This is a genomic window from Corynebacterium sp. L4757 (assembly GCF_043673995.1).
Taxonomy (GTDB): Bacteria; Actinomycetota; Actinomycetes; order Mycobacteriales; family Mycobacteriaceae; genus Corynebacterium.
The window spans coordinates 22,107-38,806 of sequence record NZ_JBIMEN010000017.1 but is presented as its reverse complement, the minus strand read 5'-3'; the positions used below and the strand labels follow the sequence as shown (position 1 = coordinate 38,806).

At 54.7% G+C, this 16,700-nt stretch carries 15 protein-coding genes and 1 pseudogene; 9 read left to right on the top strand and 7 right to left on the bottom strand.

Features of this window, described 5'->3' with window-relative positions; all coding sequences use genetic code 11:
* The 6 genes and pseudogenes from ACG98I_RS12905 to ACG98I_RS12880 all read left to right on the top strand — a co-directional run.
* Nucleotides 1-181 (top strand): annotated as a pseudogene (locus ACG98I_RS12905) (transposase); the annotation flags it as partial.
* Nucleotides 178-1,098, top strand: coding sequence for an IS3 family transposase (locus tag ACG98I_RS12900; RefSeq protein ID WP_394719950.1), 921 nt, complete (start codon nt 178-180; stop codon nt 1,096-1,098). The pseudogene ACG98I_RS12905 and the gene ACG98I_RS12900, both read left to right, overlap by 4 nt.
* Nucleotides 1,099-1,168: 70 nt before the next feature.
* The gene (gene nth, locus ACG98I_RS12895; protein WP_394720958.1) at nt 1,169-1,798 is read left to right on the top strand and encodes an endonuclease III; all 630 of its coding nucleotides are present in this window, start codon (nt 1,169-1,171) and stop codon (nt 1,796-1,798) included.
* A gap of 93 nt (nt 1,799-1,891) precedes the next feature.
* Nucleotides 1,892-2,527 carry a TlpA family protein disulfide reductase gene (locus tag ACG98I_RS12890; RefSeq protein ID WP_394720959.1) on the top strand — a complete coding sequence of 212 codons (636 nt, stop codon included), beginning with the start codon at nt 1,892-1,894 and terminating at the stop codon, nt 2,525-2,527.
* A gap of 57 nt (nt 2,528-2,584) precedes the next feature.
* Nucleotides 2,585-3,307: an NUDIX hydrolase gene (locus ACG98I_RS12885; protein ID WP_394720960.1), complete on the top strand. Its 723-nt coding sequence runs from the start codon at nt 2,585-2,587 to the stop codon at nt 3,305-3,307.
* 44 nt (nt 3,308-3,351) lie between these two features.
* Complete coding sequence (locus ACG98I_RS12880) at nt 3,352-4,545, top strand: MarP family serine protease (RefSeq protein ID WP_394720961.1); 1,194 nt, start codon at nt 3,352-3,354, stop codon at nt 4,543-4,545.
* Nucleotides 4,546-4,622: 77 nt separating this feature from the next.
* On the opposite strand, the gene ACG98I_RS12875 is transcribed toward ACG98I_RS12880, so the two are convergent.
* The 7 genes from ACG98I_RS12875 to ACG98I_RS12845 all read right to left on the bottom strand — a co-directional run bounded on the left by ACG98I_RS12875 (nt 4,623) and on the right by ACG98I_RS12845 (nt 13,269).
* Entirely contained in the window at nt 4,623-6,329 is a 1,707-nt protein-coding gene (locus tag ACG98I_RS12875) for a dipeptide ABC transporter ATP-binding protein (RefSeq protein ID WP_394720962.1), read from the bottom strand.
* A gap of 3 nt (nt 6,330-6,332) precedes the next feature.
* Entirely contained in the window at nt 6,333-7,331 is a 999-nt protein-coding gene (locus ACG98I_RS12870) for an ABC transporter permease (RefSeq protein WP_394720963.1), read from the bottom strand.
* Nucleotides 7,324-8,250, bottom strand: coding sequence for an ABC transporter permease (locus tag ACG98I_RS12865; RefSeq protein WP_394720964.1), 927 nt, complete (start codon nt 8,248-8,250; stop codon nt 7,324-7,326). The genes ACG98I_RS12870 and ACG98I_RS12865 overlap by 8 nt, the downstream gene beginning before the upstream one ends.
* Before the next feature lie 469 nt (nt 8,251-8,719).
* Nucleotides 8,720-10,339 carry an ABC transporter substrate-binding protein gene (locus tag ACG98I_RS12860; protein WP_394720965.1) on the bottom strand — a complete coding sequence of 540 codons (1,620 nt, stop codon included), beginning with the start codon at nt 10,337-10,339 and terminating at the stop codon, nt 8,720-8,722.
* 230 nt (nt 10,340-10,569) lie between these two features.
* Nucleotides 10,570-11,472 carry an alpha/beta fold hydrolase gene (locus tag ACG98I_RS12855; RefSeq protein WP_394720966.1) on the bottom strand — a complete coding sequence of 301 codons (903 nt, stop codon included), beginning with the start codon at nt 11,470-11,472 and terminating at the stop codon, nt 10,570-10,572.
* Between the two features lie 169 nt (nt 11,473-11,641).
* Complete coding sequence (locus tag ACG98I_RS12850; protein WP_394720967.1) at nt 11,642-12,148, bottom strand: phage holin family protein; 507 nt, start codon at nt 12,146-12,148, stop codon at nt 11,642-11,644.
* A gap of 245 nt (nt 12,149-12,393) precedes the next feature.
* Nucleotides 12,394-13,269 (bottom strand): HAD family hydrolase, encoded by an 876-nt coding sequence (locus tag ACG98I_RS12845; protein ID WP_394720968.1) that lies wholly within the window; start codon nt 13,267-13,269, stop codon nt 12,394-12,396.
* 274 nt (nt 13,270-13,543) lie between these two features.
* Between ACG98I_RS12845 and ssd the strand changes: the two genes are divergently transcribed.
* From ssd to ACG98I_RS12830, 3 genes are read left to right on the top strand one after another with little or no spacing between them, the layout of a single operon-like run.
* A complete protein-coding gene (gene ssd / locus ACG98I_RS12840; protein WP_394720969.1) occupies nt 13,544-14,587 on the top strand; it encodes a septum site-determining protein Ssd in 1,044 nt (347 codons plus the stop codon).
* Nucleotides 14,588-14,589: 2 nt separating this feature from the next.
* On the top strand, nt 14,590-15,870 hold the full coding sequence (locus tag ACG98I_RS12835; RefSeq protein WP_394720970.1) for a TadA family conjugal transfer-associated ATPase: 1,281 nt from the start codon (nt 14,590-14,592) through the stop codon (nt 15,868-15,870).
* The gene (locus ACG98I_RS12830; protein WP_394720971.1) at nt 15,867-16,676 is read left to right on the top strand and encodes a type II secretion system F family protein; all 810 of its coding nucleotides are present in this window, start codon (nt 15,867-15,869) and stop codon (nt 16,674-16,676) included. The genes ACG98I_RS12835 and ACG98I_RS12830 overlap by 4 nt, the downstream gene beginning before the upstream one ends.
* Nucleotides 16,677-16,700 lie beyond the last annotated feature (24 nt).

The window sequence follows — 16,700 nt, the reverse complement described above, 5'->3', positions numbered from 1 at the left end:
TCGTCAATGGACCCAGCAGGCCCGCCGTGCAGGAAACATCCCAGAACCCGTGCCCGAAGATTTGGCTGCCGAAAACGCGAGGCTACGCCGTGAAAATCAAGAGCTCCGCGACACCAATGAACTTCTGAAGGCTGCCTCAGCTTTTTTCGCGTCGGAACTCGACCCAAAACGTCGGAAATGATCCGGTTCATCGATGAATACCGGAGTAGTTTCTCCGTCGAGTTCATCTGTAAGACGTTGAAAAATAACCGGGCTGGTGGGTTTATCACCTCGCGTGGGTATCGCCAATCCAAGGCCCGTGGATTAAGTGCTCGTCGCCTTCGCGATGCTGCGCTGGTTGATCGCATTAGTGCTGTTCATCGGGATAATTACGGTGTTTACGGTGTGCGGAAAATGTGGCATGCGCTTCGCCGTGAAGGAATTGATATCGGTCGTGAACAAACCGCCCGGCTGATGCGCTTGGCCGGTGTTTCTGGCAAAGGCAAAGGCGGATCACCTATCACAACCCGAAAAGCTAACACGCCTGATCTGCGCCCAGACTTAGTCGAGCGTGAATTCAAAGCCCAGGGTCCGAATAAACTGTGGGTGGCCGACATTACGTATGTGCGCACGAAGAAAGGCTTTGTGTATGCCGCGTTTGTCACCGACGTTTACTCCCGACGGATTGTTGGGTGGGCGTTATCAGACTCGATGCGGACCGAAGCACTGCCACTGCAAGCTCTCAACCAGGCGATCGTGTGTGCTGAGGAAACAACAGGTCTCATTCACCATTCGGATCACGGGTCGCAGTATGTCAGCGTGGTCTACAACGAGCGACTTGCCCAGCACGGGATTGCCGCTTCCACCGGAAGTGTCGGCGACTCTTACGACAATGCTCTGGCCGAAAACGTTAACGGCTCCTACAAGAACGAGCTGATCCATACCCGCAGGTGGGATGACGTGATCGAGGTAGAAATCGCGACGTTCGAGTGGGTGTCATGGTGGAACGAGACTAGGCTCCACCAAAGCTTGGGATACCGAACTCCGGTCGAGGTGGAAACCGAATTTTGGAAGCAGACCCCGCCACAGGAAATAATGGAAATCAAGGCAAACGCCTAGGAACAAAACTCGGGGCACTTCATTATTGAACAATTGTGGTCCTAAACGGCAGAAAGGTAAGGTCCCGGACATGGATACCGCCGACCGCGCACTCGCGATCAATGAGGTTCTTACTGAGACTTATCCTGATGCGCACTGCGAATTGGATTTTTCTAACCCGTTGGAATTAACCGTGGCCACGCTACTTTCTGCCCAAACCACGGACGTGCGGGTCAATCAAGTAACTCCTAAGCTTTTTGCGGCTTATCCAACAGCCATGGACTATGCCCAGGCAAATGTAGAAGACATCATTGCCATCATTAAGTCCCTTGGTCTGGCACCGTCCAAAGCACAACGCTTGATCGGGATGGGGCAAAAGCTCGTGGGGGACTTCGACGGTGAAGTCCCCAGCAGTATCGAAGACCTGACGTCATTGCCGGGGGTGGGACGTAAAACTGCACTGGTTGTGCGCGGTAATGCCTTTGGTCTCCCGGGTTTGGCAGTGGATACGCACGTGAAACGTGTCTCGCACCGGCTCGGATTGGCCGCGGGAACTACCGAGTTGAAGATTGAAAAAGAACTCTGCGACGTCATCCCAGCGAATGAATGGACGATGTTTTCTCACCGTCTCATCTTTCATGGGCGGCGCTGCTGCACCGCGAAGAAGCCCGCGTGCATGGATTGCCCAGTGCAGAAACTCTGTCCCTCTGCATTTTCCTGAAAGAGTTTGTTGATAGATAGACTAACTACAGGCAGTCCGTCCGGAAGCTAAATCAAAAGAATTTTCTTAGCCACGTCAGAAAGAGAAGTCACGGTGAAAAGAAGCGTTGTCCTCTCAATAATTGTTGCCATCGTGATGACCATCGGCGTAATCCTCGCGGCCATGTCGGTGCTTAATAATGATTCTGGTGAAGACATGGCTCGAGGTACCGCGGCGCCAAGCTCTGGGGTGGAGGAGACATCGGCAAGCTCGGCTGATGACGCGGCAAGCGATGAACCTGCGCAAGATAGCAATGTGGCTAACCGCCCTGACTGTCCGGTAGGGCCTGTCGCGGGTGTGGAATTGCCATGTTTGGGTGGGGATGCTGCAGGCGAGACTGCAACCGATGAAGGTATTTCTATCGTGAATATCTGGGCCTGGTGGTGTGAACCCTGCCGTGAGGAACTGCCCTACCTGGAAGAAGTGGCGGAGAAGCACCCCGAGTGGAATGTGGTCGGAGTACACGCTGACCGCAATGCCGGCAATGGTGCGGCTTTCCTCAATGACATAGATGTTGATTTGCCCAGCTACCAAGATGACTCCAACCTTTTCGCTGGAACACTAGCTCTACCTGGTGTTATACCGATTACGCTTGTGGTTGTTGACGGTGAGGTGAAAGAAAGATTCATCCAACCATTCACATCAGCTGAGGAAATAGAAACCTCGATTAAGGAAGCGCTTGCTGCTTAAAACTCCAAGGAATGAATCCTGAGCTAAGCGCGGAAGTAAATGGATAGGATAGGGGATATGGCAGGAACGTTCCCCATTGCTGACTCGCCCGGTGAGAATACTCAGCTGCGCCCTGAGCTGGCTCCAGATTGGTTAAGCCCAGCGTTGGATGTGCGGGGCGAGGATGTCTTAAAGATCATCAACCGCAACCCCGAAAGGCATGAGGCGCCGGCGAAAAGCACAGCGGCTGTGCTGATGTTGATTGGCGGCACCAACAGAGAAGACGCCACAGTATTGCTGACTCATCGCTCGCCGCATATGCGCTCGCACTCGGGCCAAATTGCTTTTCCTGGCGGGCGTATAGATCCGCCTGATGTCAATATCGTTGATACCGCGCTGCGGGAAGCGTGGGAAGAAACAGGCTTGGATCGAAAGACCGTGACCCCCTTGGCAGACTGGGGCGAAACATGCGTGCCGGTGCGCCGAAACCGCATCACGGCAGTGCTCGCACATTGGAATCAGTCCAGCCAAGTTGGCGTAGTCAACACTGAAGAAGCAGATGACGTATTTGTACTTCCTATTTCCGAATTACGCAATCCCGAGAATCGCCTGATGCTGGCGTGGGATAGGTGGCGTTCTCCAAGCTTTCGCATCAATGATTACATCATTTGGGGCTTTACCGCCGCGGCGCTCACAACGCTTTTGGATAAAACCGGCTGGGCAACTGAATGGGACATGGATAGGACCTTTGATTTGCATGAGACCATCGCGGCCTCACGTAATAACGAACGTCGGGTCTAGTAAAGTCCTGTAGGTTCAGCACTTAAAAACCTAAGGGAGATCTTGTGGACCCGTCTTGGATTATTGATGGTCTTATCGTCGTGGCTGTTATCGCCGCGATGGCCATCGGCTGGCGCCAAGGCGGCATTTCATCTTCTTTGGCAGTAATAGGAATCATTGCTGGTCTCGTCGTCGGACTGGGCGTTGCTCCAGTGGTTCTGAATGTCACGAACCAAGTAGGCATTAGGTTCTTGCTAGCAATCGGCATGCTGATTCTGCTGGTCGGGCTTGGACAATTGATGGGGTCCGCCATCGGGCATTCACTGCGGGATCGGATGAAGACCAAGGGTGCGCAGCGAATTGATTCCAGTATCGGCCTAGTACTGATGTCTGTATTCACAGTCGTGTTGATCTGGGTGGTTGCAACTCCACTGGCCACGGGACTATCGGGCAATGTGGGCAAGGGCCTGCGTGAATCAACAATCTTGAGCAAAGTTCACAGCCTCATGCCGGCTGAATTTGCTCAACTACCGCGCAGCATTTCGGCGATGCTCAATGAATCTGGTCTGCCACCGGTGATGATGCCGTGGGACGATGGTGCGTCGGTGGAAGTAGCAGAGCCGAATATTGAAGTAGCCGATGAAGACATGGTGCGTGCGGTACGGCCATCAGTAGTGCATGTCATCGCGGATGCTGATGGTTGTCAGCGCCGTATGATGGGCTCCGGTTTTGTCACGGCTGATGATTACGTGGTTACCAATGCCCACGTGGTCGCCGGAACTGATACGGCCTACGTTGATACGGTCCTGGGCATTAAAGAAGCTCGCGTGGTGTACTACAACCCAGAGGTTGATATCGCAGTATTGCACTCTGCAGACTTAGGTCTTGCGCCCTTGTCCTGGGAAGAGGGACAAGCCAATACCGGCGATGATGCTGTTGTGATGGGCTTTCCGAACTCCGGTCCATTTACCGCCAACCCTGCCCGCGTGCGGGACCGAGTCACCATTGCAGGTCCAGACATTTACTCCGAAAACCGGGTTGAGCGCGAATCCTATATTCTGCGCGGCAGCGTTGTTCAGGGTAATTCCGGTGGTCCACTGATTTCGCCTGAAGGTACAGTGTTGGGGCTTATCTTCGGTGCATCCGTGGATGATACCGATACTGGTTATGCGATTACGGCGCAAGAAGTGCAATCACATATTGGTGATGTAACTCAGCTGCGTGATTCTGTGGATACGCAGGAGTGCGTTACCCAGTAATTTGGCTAGCTGAGGCAAGAACAAACGCCGCGCACGATGTTCACAGTGCGCGGCGTTGTCGTTCGGGGAGAGGCGGGTTAGCTCTCCGCCAGACCGAGGTTTTCACCAGTACCAATCTCGATGTGCATACCAGGCACAGAGTTGATGAGGTTTCGCGTGTATTCCTGCGTTGGGTTATCAAAGATCTCATCGGTAGATCCCTGCTCAACCACAGCGCCCTTTTGCATGACCACCACGTCATCTGCGGTCTGGCGGACAACCGCCAAGTCGTGCGTGATGAAGAGGTAGGACAGGTTGAGATCACGCTGCAGGTCAGCCATCAGCTGGATGATCTGGTTCTGCACCAAAACGTCCAGCGCGGAAACGGCCTCATCCAAAACAATAACTTCGGGCTTGAGCGCCAGTGCACGAGCGATGGCGATACGCTGACGCTGACCACCGGACAGCTCATCTGGGTAGCGGCGCATGGCTGAACGCGGCATGGCAACCATGTCCAGGAGTTCTGCCACGCGGTTCTCACGGGCTTTGCGGTCACCAATCTTATGCAGTCTGAGAGGCTCTTCGATGCACTTGAAGATGGAGTACATCGGATCGAGTGAGCCATAAGGATTCTGGAAGACCACCTGCATCTTGCGGCGCAGGTCAAAAAGTTGCTTGCGGCTCAGCGTGGAAACATCCGTTCCTTCGTACTCGATCGTGCCGGAGGTCGGGTCCAGCAAGTTGAGCACCATATTGGCCACGGTGGATTTACCGGAACCGGATTCACCCACCAGTGCCAGGGTGGAACCGCGGCGCAGGTCGAAGGAAACGTTATCTACTGCTTTGAAATTCTTCTTATCACCGCGAGCGCCACGGATATCGAATTCCTTGGTCAGATTGCGGACAGAAATGACCGCTTCTTCGGAGCGCTCCTCGGAGGCACCGGCGATGAGCTCGGTGGATTCCACGCCAGCTTCACGCGCAGCGCGAATACGAGAAGATGCCAGCGATGGTGCTGCAGTCACCAAGCGGCGGGTGTACGGGTGCTGCGGGTCTTTAAGAATCTGACGCGATGGTCCGGACTCCACGATGCGGCCGCGGTGCATGACAATGAGATGCTCAGCGCGCTCCGCTGCCAGACCAAGGTCGTGGGTAATAAAGAGCACAGCGTTGCCGAGCTCCTTGGTCAAATTCTCCAAGTGGTCCAAAATCTGCTTCTGAACGGTCACATCCAGGGCGGAGGTTGGCTCATCAGCAATCAGTAGCTTCGGGCGCGCTGCCAAGCCGATACCGATGAGAGCACGCTGGCGCATACCACCGGAGAACTCATGGGGGTACTGCTTGGCGCGACGCTCGGCATCGGGAAGCCCTGCTTCTTCGAGTACCTGCACGACGCGCTCTTTGCGCTTGGTGCCCTCAACCACGTTATTGGCCTTGAGGGATTCTTCAACCTGGGTGCCAATACGCCACACTGGGTTGAGGTTGGACATCGGGTCCTGTGGGACCAGACCAATATGAGAGCCACGCAGCTTCTCATAATCCTTGTTGCTAAAGCCGGTGATATCTTCGCCTTCGAAGATGATCTGGCCATCAGTGACCTTGCCGTTTCCCGGCAGTAGGCCCAGGATAGACATCGCGGTGGTGGACTTACCAGAACCGGACTCGCCTACAATAGCGACGGACTGGCCAGGGTAGATGGTCATGTTGACGCCGCGAACGGCTTCGACGATACCGGTGGAGGAAGAGAACGCGATCTTGACGTCCTTCATCTCCAGCAATGGCTTTTCAGCGTTATGTTCAGTCATGGATTATCGCTTCCTTGCCTTTGGATCGAGCGCGTCACGAACAACGTCACCCATCATGATAAAGCTCAATACGGTCAAGCCCAGTGCGCCTGCAGGGTAGAACAGAACCATTGGCTGCTGGCGCAAAGATGCCTGCGCCTGTGAAATGTCGCCGCCCCAAGAGACGATGGTCGGCGGAAGACCAATGCCCAAGAAGGACAGCGTTGCTTCAGCCACGATGAAGGTACCTAGCGCCACGGTGGCGTAGGAGATGATTGGTGCGGCTGCGTTTGGCAGAACGTGGCTGAAGAGAATGCGCCACTTGGATGCACCAACGGAGCGCGCTGCTTGGACAAATTCTTCATTCTTAATGGACATCACGGCGCCACGAGTAATACGCGCGATATTGACCCAGCCGAAGAGAGCCAGCACGACCACCACGGTGATGATGGTGCGGTATTCCTTGAACATCTGCATGACAACAATTGCTGCCAGAACCAGCGGGATGGCAAAGAAGATATCAGTGATACGGGAAAGGATGGTATCCGTCCAGCCGCCAAAGAAACCAGCGACGGAACCGACTAAAGCACCGATGATGGTGACAGCCAAAGTGGTCAGAACGCCCACGAGAACGGAGGCACGTGCGCCGTAGATAACGCGGGAGTAGATGTCACAGCCTTGGCGGTCAAAGCCGAAGATGTGGCCTTCCTCAGGCGGGTTCAGGGAGTTTGCCAGCGCACATGCGCGGGGATCCACTGAGGTAAAGAGCGATGGGAATAGCGCCAGCAGAAGGGCCACCAGAATCATGAATGAAGCGACCCAGAACAAAGGGCGCTTGCGCAGGTAGCGCCAAGCTTCAGCCCACTGCGATGAAGGGGCCGATTCATCCTTGACAGCGTCAACGGCGCCCAGGCCGGTTTCATCGGTCTCAGCGATGTAGTGGTCTTGTCCGCGGCGGCCGTGGGAGACCAAGATTTCCTCGCCGAGATCCTGCGGGTCTGTATTGCGATCGATATTAGGCATAGCGAATCCTTGGGTCGAGTACCGCGTAGAGAAGGTCAACCAGCAGGTTGGCGATAATGTAGATCACTACGAGGACGGTGGTAAAGGACACGATGGTGGTTGGCTCACCGCGCAGAATTGCTTGGTAGAGCGTGCCACCGACACCGTTGATACCGAAGATGCCCTCGGTAACAATGGCGCCAGTCATCAGGGAGCCAAGGTCAGCACCGATGAAGGTTGCGACTGGAATCAGCGAGTTACGCAGCACGTGGCGGGTCATCACGGTGCCACCGGAAAGGCCCTTGGCACGTGCGGTGCGGACGTAGTCCGCGCGCATATTCTCACTGACTGATTGACGCGTCAGGCGGATGATGTACGCGCAGGACAGCGCACCCAGCACGATTGCCGGCATGAGTAATGATTGGAAGGATTCATCGCGGCCGACTGTTACCGGCAGCAAATCCCATCTAATACCGACGATGTACTGGAAGACGAAGCCGGTAACAAAGGATGGAACTGCAATAACGAGCAAGGACACGACCAGAACGGTGGAGTCGAAGAAGCCGCCGCGACGAATACCGGAGTAGACGCCGAAGGCGATACCGAAGATGGTCTCGAAGACGATGGCCATAAACGCCAGCTTCAGCGTGACTGGGAAGACGTTCTGCATGACCTCTGTTACCGGGACGCCGGAGAAGGTAGTGCCGAAGTCAAGGGTCAAAATGCCTTTCACGTACAGCAGGTACTGAACGATGAATGGCTTATCAAGGTTGTATTCTGCCTCAATGCGTGCACGCGCGGCTTCAGTTAGGCCGCGGTCACCACCTAGTGCCTCCACCGGATCACCAGGCATGAGGAAGACAAGTGCGTAGATGAGCAAGGTTGCTCCGAAGAACACCGGAATCATCTGGAGCACTCGTCGCCCAATATAGCGCAACATATATGTGTCCTTTACAAAGAATTTTTGGGTCTAACTACCGATTCCGCAACGTTTCTAAGTCACCAACTGCAGTCATTGTGACTTATCTTAAAGTGCCTGTCGCCACAGTGATAATCCGCATAGCGTGAGGTCACACTTATTTCTCTAGTCCAAAATAACCATTTCGGTTGACGTGTCCCATTATGTGGCATGTGAAGATCGATTAGCTGGGATAATGTAATCCTTTGTTGGGTCGAGTTCCATGGTGTGGGATCTTCGGCGAGTTGTTCATGTGTTCCGACTACCCCAAATAGTGGGCAATCTTTTGAAAACTTCCCCGACATGTCGTGTGTATGGCTGTGAATAAATTGGCTAAGAATGCGAAGTTCTAGTGCATGACTAAACCCTCGGCATCCAGTGGGTGTGGAGCACGAGGGCTTAGATGAGAACTTCAATCATCGGGAAGAAGTAGCGCACCCGGGAGTGGGATTTAGTTCTTGGTGATATCAGCGAACATTGGAACAGAGTCCCAGCCGAAGACAACGTTGTCAACGTTCTCGGAGTAGCCAGCGGTCACGTTGGAGTACCAGAGAGGGATAGCTGGGAGGTCTTCGAACAGGATGGTCTGAGCTTCCTTGAAGCGCTCAGCTGCTTCCTCAGGGGAGCTAGCAGCATCTGCCTCACGGATCTTCGCATCGAATTCTTCATTGGAGTAGTCACCGTCATTAGAGCCAGCGCCGGTGCCGTAGAGGGCGGCGAGGAAGTTGCCCATGCCTGGGTAGTCTGCCTGCCAGCCGGTACGGAATGCAGTCTCGATGGTGCGGTTGGTGACCTCATCACGCAGGGACTTGAAGTCTGGGTATGGAGCGCCTACGGCTTCGATGTCCAGGGTGTTCTTGATGGAGTTAGCTGCTGCATCAACCCATGCTTGGTGGCCGCCATCAGAGTTATACGCAATGGCGAATTCTGGGGAGGACCACTCATTCATTTCATCGGCTTGAGCCCAGAGCTCCTTGGCCTTTTCTGGGTCATACTCTAGAACCTCGTTGCCTGGAACATCCTCGGAGAAGCCAGCGACAACAGGGGAGGTGAAGTCCTTAGCTGGGGTACGGGTGCCCTGGAAGATGGTATCGGTGATCTCTTCGCGGTTGATGGCGTGAGACAGTGCCTGGCGGCGCAGGACGCCTTCCTCGCCACCGAAGTGCTCTAGGTTCTCACCAATGGTGAAGGACTGGAAGACAGCTGAAGGCTGGTTGACTGCGCGGTCGCCCAGGTCATCTTCATAGACGGAGAATGCAGAGTCTGGAATCTGATCCAGCACGTCCAGGTTGCCGGAGAGCAGGTCAGCGTATGCAGCGTCCTGGGATGGGTAGAACACGATGTCCAAGCCATCATTTTGTACTTCGGTCTCACCGGAGTAGTCCGGGTTAGGTACCAGCAGAGCATTGGAGTTGTGGTTCCACTCTTCCAACATGTACGGGCCATTGCCCACTGGGTTCTCGCCGAAGGCATCCATGTCCTCAAAAGCGACCTCAGGCAGTGGGGAGAATGCCGAGTATCCAAGACGCTGCGGGAAGTCAGCGGTTGGGCCATTCATGGTGACCTTGAAGGTCTTGTCATCAATGACTTCAAGGCCTTCCATCTCTTCGACGCCTTCTTCTGCGTAGCCCTGAATTGGCTCGAAGAAGTATGCACCTAGCTGTGCATTAGCAACCGCATAGTTCCATGCATCAACGAAGGAATTGGCGGTGACTGGGGTGCCGTCGGTGAATTGCCAATCCTTGAGGGTAATGGTGAATTCGGTGTTATCGTCATTGGCCTCGATGGACTCTGCTACTTCGTTGTAGGTCTCACCTTCTGCGTCATAGCCAACCAGGCCGGAGAAGATGGAGTCGACGATCTTGCCGCCGCCGGTTTCGTTGGTGTTGGCAGGGACCAGTGGGTTCTGAGGTTCAGTGCCGTTAACCAGGATGTAGTTGTCGCCGCCTGATGCGCCATTCGATGCGTCGTCGCCAGATGCGGAATCATCGGATGCGGAATCGGAGCAAGCCACGAGGGCGAGCGAGGTAGATGCTGCAGCCAGCAGCGCGATCGTCTTCTTGATCGTCATGAGGGGTGACCTCCACGTTGAGATGAAAAAATCATGAGTCGAGCCTGTGATTGGGCTTGGAGTAAACGTACCTTGTGAACGGCGACACAGACAAGAAGGATAGATCTGTACTGGTTAAGACGTTTTAGTCTCATGTAGTGAAATTTGTTACTACCTGCGAAGACTGCGAATAATTTTGCTAAAAATGTATTTTGTCTCACCCCTTAAACGGGGTGAGGCTCATGCAATGGCTACGCGGCTTTGAGCCAATTCTTCAGCGCAGAAACAAAGCCCTCGGGGTTCTCGAGGTGCGGCATATTTTTGGTGCCAGCAATGGAATGCTCTTTGAAGCTACTAGCGGCGCGAGCTTGAGCACGGCGGATAAGTGGCGTCCAGTGGCGCTGACCTGAGTGCAGGAATAGCACGGGCGCTTTCGCGCGCTTGTCCATCCAGCGCAAGGGCACCGCAGACATCAAAATGCTGTGATTGGATACCGCGCCACGTTGGACATTGCCAATCTGTGAGGCATCAATACGCAGCTTCAGCATCTCTGCATAGCGTGCGGAGTGCTCTTTACGGAAAGTCGAGGAGGTATTGCTAAATAGATCGGATTTATACCAGCTCTGCGGCATGGAGCGGGTAGGTAGGCGGCACCACAGGGAGCTCATGAGCAAATATAAGAAATCCCAAGGGCGTGCAGCGATACCGCGTCGAAAATCTACGGGGTAGCAGCCCGAGATGCTGACCACGGCATTGACGCGTTCGGGTTTATCAATCGCTACCGACCATGCCAATGCAGCGCCCGTGTCATTGCCCACCACGATGGCTCTTTCATAACCTAGCGCCTGGATAACCCCCGAAATATCGCCCGTTAACGTGCGAATGTCTTGGCCTCTTCCCGCTGGTGGTTTATCGGACATGCCGAACCCCCGGAGGTCTACTGCGGCGACGCGGAAGCCGGCATCGGCAAGCAATGCAATAACGTCGCGGTATTCAAACCATCCGCCAAAAGACCCGTGAATCAACACGATGAGCGGATTATCTTCCTTGCCCGCCGTCACCACATGCAGGCGAATGCCGCGGGTGTGGACGAATTCGTGCTCAAAATCGCCTTTAAGCTCCACCACTGATGGTGACAGGGGCTGCGACGTCATTGAAGGTCCTTAAATCATATTGCGGCTGGTCTGGACAAAAGGCGGTTATAAAAGGGGATGAAGACAGCGGATAGAGACTAATATCGGCTGCTCACACAAAAATCCGCCCGTGGCCAAAGATTGTGCGACGGGCGGATAGGTGAGGGAGGGCGAAGGCTGCGGAAGTGCTTTAGGTGTAAAGACCCTTATTGCGCTTTTCTACAGCATCCTTGGCCTTACCTGGCTTGAGGTGCTTGAGCTCATTGACTGACTCAATTGTCTTTTCGGGCTTCTTCACCTTCTTGATCTGGCTAAAGCCAATAGCTGCGAAGATTCCGGCGACAACCAACATGAGCAGGAAGACAATGAGGTATGAAGCCCAACGGTCGAACCACAGGTGGGTCAACAGCTCTGCGAGGAAGAAGAAAAAGAAGAAAGAGCTGTATAGCGCGATAACACCAGCAACGCCGAAGAGACCGGCACCGATGCCGCCCTTCTTGGCGGAAGCGGCCAGCTCAGTCTTTGCTAATTCAACCTCGGAGCGAACCAGGGTAGAAATCTGCTCGGTTGCGTTAGAAACTAGCGTTCCGATGGAAGTTTCGCCCGGCTTGCTGGTGTCAACATCCGATAGCGGAATGGAGTTAACCTTTGGGCCAAAGCTCTGGGTGCCATCGGTGTAGAGTCCGTCGTTGCTCACGGTAGATAACCTTCCTCAAAAGGGTGCGCAGTGTCGTTTAATAATCTTCATCAACCACAGTAGATCAAAAAAGTCACTGTGACATACGTTCCCATCCTAATAGATTTGCTCGCACTGGATCTGTTTGGCGTGGCAAGTGCCTAAAAAGAGCCTTTGAACACGCATAATCCCGGTACTGAACTTCATGTGGAATGAAAAGACAGGCACCAGATAAAACCTAGAAGTAAATCCTCGATGGGCTGAACTTAACCAGCTAGTGGCGTATGAAGCCAGGTGAAGATATCGGCGTTCTTCGTTTCTTTGTGTGATTCCACTGGTGGGCGCTGAAATAACCAGACGCCGGCTACCACCAGAGCCGCAACGCCCGCAACGACGGAGGCGCCAATGCCGACTTCCTTCGCGTTAGGCATAGTAAAGAGCGGAACTGGGTCGCGGAAGGTGCGGATATCCCACCCCTTTTCCAGCGCGGCCTTCTTCATGGCGCGGTCAGGGTTAACCGCAACGGGATTACCAACTAATTCCAACATCGGAATATCCGTCGCGGAATCGGAGTAGGCAAAGCTTTCTGCCAAGTTGATATTTTCCGTGCGGCCAATCTCAGCCACCGCATCGGCCTTCGCATGGCCTTTGAGATAGTGGACGATTCCGCCGGTAAAGCGGCCTTCGAAGGTTTCTAATTCGGTGGCCACTACGTGCTCAACACCGAGCTCTTCAGCGATGAGACGTACAAGCGTTGCCTCAGAAGCGGAGATGATTACTACCTCGTGGCCGGCGGCTTGGTGGAATTGAATGAGCTCACGTGCCTCGTGGTAAATCGCCGGAGTGACCACGGTGTGCATGGTTTCACGCGCGATATTTTCTACTTCTTCCACGCTCCAGCCGGTGACCATTGCGGCCAGCTGGTCACGGGTGGCGTCCATTTGTTCAGAGGTTTGGCCCGCCATCATGTAACTGGCCTTCGCCAGTGTCATCTGGAGTGCATCTGCGGGAGTGATTAATCCGTTATTCATGAATTCTTTGCCGAAAGCAAAAGCGGAAGATGTCGCAATGATCGTCTTGTCCAGGTCAAAAAACGCTGCGATGCGGGCGCCTTTCGCTGGGGACTTCTCATGTGTGCTCATGCATTACTTCCGTAAATTCAAATTGTATGGCTCAGTCCGCGGACCAAGTGGGGCATACGATAACGATTGGGTAAATTGTTAACTTCTGTGACTATTGTGGCACTCGTGTGGCTCAAAGTCCATAGGGAAAATCGTTGGGCTTAACCCTAATGTTACGCACTTATCCACAGAAAAATGATGACCCGTCAACAATGCTCGCTAAATGGGCGGAGTTATCCACAGGCGTGCGCCTTAGGCCTAGCCAGGCTTGTGCTGATTGCGTGATAGTGAATGCATGACGCACAACCTGGAATTTATCCTCATAGCCTGCACCAACCCGGTGGTGATACCGGAAGCCACGCATGCGGCCGCAGCCACCCAACGTGAAGTTAAACACTTATCCGATCCGCGTGAGTTAGCCCGCTATATCCATGATGCTTATGCGGTCATTGTGGATTCTTCCACCGCCGCTCATGTGGCTGCCACCGGACGCAGTCATCGTATCTATTATGTCGCGCCCGAACCTGGCCCCATTGATTTTGAAGCAGCACTGCGCTCGCGCGCCGTGCAGGCTTTCATCCTTCCCGCCGAGTCCACGCGGCTATTGCAAGCATTAGCAGCAGATGCCGCGGCGCCCGCCGATGCCACTGCGTTGCGCATCGCGGTAGTCGGCGCGAGCGGCGGCGTGGGTACATCAACGTTGGCGGTTGCTTTAGCCCGAACGGTGAGCCACAGTCAGGATGCCGCATTGCTTATCGATGCCATCTCGCATTCCGGCGGTCTCGACCTGCTTATGGGATTGGAATCTGCGCCCGGCGCGCGCTGGCCCGATGTCTCCGTGGGTACAGGAACCATTGATGCCACTGGTTTAGCGTCAGCCTTGCCCACCAGCAGTGATGGAATCACAGTCTTATCCACCACGCGTTCTCAAGTAGAGACGCCTTTTCGTCTGCAAGCTGAGGCGGTTGACCGCATGGTCAGTGCTGCTGCAAGTGGCTTTCACGTCATCATTGTGGATGCTCCTGCGCACAACATCCCACAGAGCGTGGATGTTGTTGTTCTATTGGTTGCTGCTGAAGTGCGTTCGGCTGCTGCTGCAGCCGAAATCTGCGCTGAATTAAGAGCCCGTGGCACCGATGTCCTGGTGGTTCTCAGACACCGCCAATGGTCTGGATTAAGTGCTGCTGAAATTGAGCGCATCACCCGCGCTGACGTCATTACTGAGTTGCCCACCATCAAGAATTTGACCAAGACCACTGAAGTCGCTGGCCTGCCCACCAAAATGCCCAAACCTCTGGCGGTGTGTGCTGCTGACATCCTTAGTGCTGCGGGGTGGTAGCGATGAGTGACAATAATTCTTTGATTGCATCTTTGCAGGCATCCATCGCTGAGGACCCCACCCTGGGGAATAATCCGGCAACTCTCGCGCGGCTGATTAGAGAACAAGCCGGTGTCATCAGTGATGTTGAGGTTTTGGACATTTTGCGTCAGCTCCGTAATGACACCTCTGGCCTTGGTCTCTTGGAGCAAGTCCTTGCCCGTCCTGGCATTACGGACGTTGTGGTTAATGGCCCACATGATGTCTTTGTTGACCAAGGTGAGGGGCTTGAACGCGTTGCGGTGTCTTTTGCTTCGGATGCGGAAGTCCGCCGCTTGGCCACGCGTTTGGCCATTAGCTGTGGCCAACGCTTAGATGATGCACAACCTTTTGCCGATGGCCGAATTAATCGTGATGACGGCACCAGCCTGCGTATCCATGCACTACTTGCCCCACCGAGTGAATCCGGCACGTGCTTAAGCATCCGCGTCTTGCGTCAATCGAATGCCTCGCTATCTGAACTCATTGCCAATGACACCATTACTGAAGAAGCTGCTGAACTCCTACGCGCGATGATTGCCGCGCGGACGTCTTTCCTAGTCATCGGCGGCACGGGCTCGGGCAAAACCACTCTGCTATCTGCTCTCTTATCCGAAGTCCCCGCCACTGAGCGACTGCTCATCATCGAGGACACCGCCGAACTTCGTCCTAATCATCCGCACACGGTCACCTTGGTCGCACGCCGGGCGAATGCTGAAGGCACCGGTGAAATCGCCATGTCCCAGCTTCTGCGGCAAGCACTGCGTATGCGCCCGGACCGCATCATCGTGGGTGAAATTCGTGGCGGGGAAGTTGTTGACCTACTTGCCGCCCTGAATACCGGCCACGACGGTGGCGCAGGAACCCTGCACGCGAATTCCTTGAGTGAAGTACCCGCCCGCATGGAAGCGCTCGCCGCGCTGGGCGGTCTTGATCGCACGGGCCTGCACTCCCAGCTCTCGGCGGCAGTGGACGTCATCCTCACTATGTCGCGTGAACTCGAAGGACGCCGCCTCAAGGAAATCGGCATCGTCTCCGGCAATCCTGTTACTACCGAGGTCATCTGGTCCCGCGAGCACGGACCACATGCCGGCTGTGAAGACTTCCTCACCCGCATGGGCCCCACCGAAGCTATCCAATCCAATTCTGAACCGACATCCGAACCCGCCTCCGGCCTCATATCAGATTCCAACCTTTTCATCCCCGCTGGGTTTAGCGCTGATGGTGATTTCCCAGCTGACTTCTTCGTGGAGCGATCATCATGACCCCGACTTTCTACTCCTTATTAATCCTGACGTTGGGCATCCTGCTTCCGTCAAAGCCTTCCGCAACACGCATCGCGGGTTCTTATAAACCTGAAAGCGGCCGGTTCTCTCGTGGCATTCCGCCATGGGCAATTCTCGCGGCAGTATTCATCGCAGTATTTCTCTTCATGGTCATTGGGCGTATCACCGTAGTCATTGCTGCACTCATCATCGTTATCACCATCGCGCATCATGTCAGCAGCGCCCGACAGCGCTCATCCCAACTACATGCAGAAGATGCTGTCGCCAAGCTTTTAGGGACGATGACCGCAGACTTGCGCGCCGGATCTTCGGTGCCAGCGGCATTAACCCGTGGTGCCGATGACCTTGCAACAAGTACATCTGCGCCATCAGTACTTAAAACCGCTGTTGCTACCGCTGCGGTCCTGGCACACCGCGGGGGAAGTATCTCCACCGTCTTGAAGAAATCACACCCGCAGCTCAAAGCCCTTGGTGCTTTGTGCTCGCTGAGTGAGCGCCACGGCATCCCGCTCTCTGATGTCTTTGACCAAGCACATAACCAGATTGATTCTCGCAAACGTCACCGCAGTGCCACCGCGGCAAGCCTCCAAGGGCCGCAAGCGACTGCGATTGTGCTGGCACTTTTACCATTCGCCGGAATCTTCATGGGAACCATCATGGGCGCAAACCCGGCTGGCTTCTTACTCGGCGGCGGACTTGGGGGAATGCTGTTGGTCATCGGGGTGGGGCTGGTCTGTGCAGGCTTTACATGGTCCCGGAAGCTCATCTCAAATGCCGCCGGCTAAACCACACAAATAAAGAAAAGGACA

Bases quoted from the DNA above. Each gene is read 5' to 3' on its own strand.
- ACG98I_RS12900 (WP_394719950.1), top strand. From the start codon at position 178: ATGATCCGGTTCATCGATGAATACCGGAGTAGTTTCTCCGTCGAGTTC.
- nth (WP_394720958.1), top strand. From the start codon at position 1,169: ATGGATACCGCCGACCGCGCACTCGCGATCAATGAGGTTCTTACTGAG.
- ACG98I_RS12885 (WP_394720960.1), top strand. From the start codon at position 2,585: ATGGCAGGAACGTTCCCCATTGCTGACTCGCCCGGTGAGAATACTCAG.
- ACG98I_RS12875 (WP_394720962.1), bottom strand. From the start codon at position 6,329: ATGACTGAACATAACGCTGAAAAGCCATTGCTGGAGATGAAGGACGTC.
- ACG98I_RS12870 (WP_394720963.1), bottom strand. From the start codon at position 7,331: ATGCCTAATATCGATCGCAATACAGACCCGCAGGATCTCGGCGAGGAA.
- ACG98I_RS12865 (WP_394720964.1), bottom strand. From the start codon at position 8,250: ATGTTGCGCTATATTGGGCGACGAGTGCTCCAGATGATTCCGGTGTTC.
- ACG98I_RS12860 (WP_394720965.1), bottom strand. From the start codon at position 10,339: ATGACGATCAAGAAGACGATCGCGCTGCTGGCTGCAGCATCTACCTCG.
- ACG98I_RS12855 (WP_394720966.1), bottom strand. From the start codon at position 11,472: ATGACGTCGCAGCCCCTGTCACCATCAGTGGTGGAGCTTAAAGGCGAT.
- ACG98I_RS12845 (WP_394720968.1), bottom strand. From the start codon at position 13,269: ATGAGCACACATGAGAAGTCCCCAGCGAAAGGCGCCCGCATCGCAGCG.
- ssd (WP_394720969.1), top strand. From the start codon at position 13,544: ATGACGCACAACCTGGAATTTATCCTCATAGCCTGCACCAACCCGGTG.
- ACG98I_RS12835 (WP_394720970.1), top strand. From the start codon at position 14,590: ATGAGTGACAATAATTCTTTGATTGCATCTTTGCAGGCATCCATCGCT.
- ACG98I_RS12830 (WP_394720971.1), top strand. From the start codon at position 15,867: ATGACCCCGACTTTCTACTCCTTATTAATCCTGACGTTGGGCATCCTG.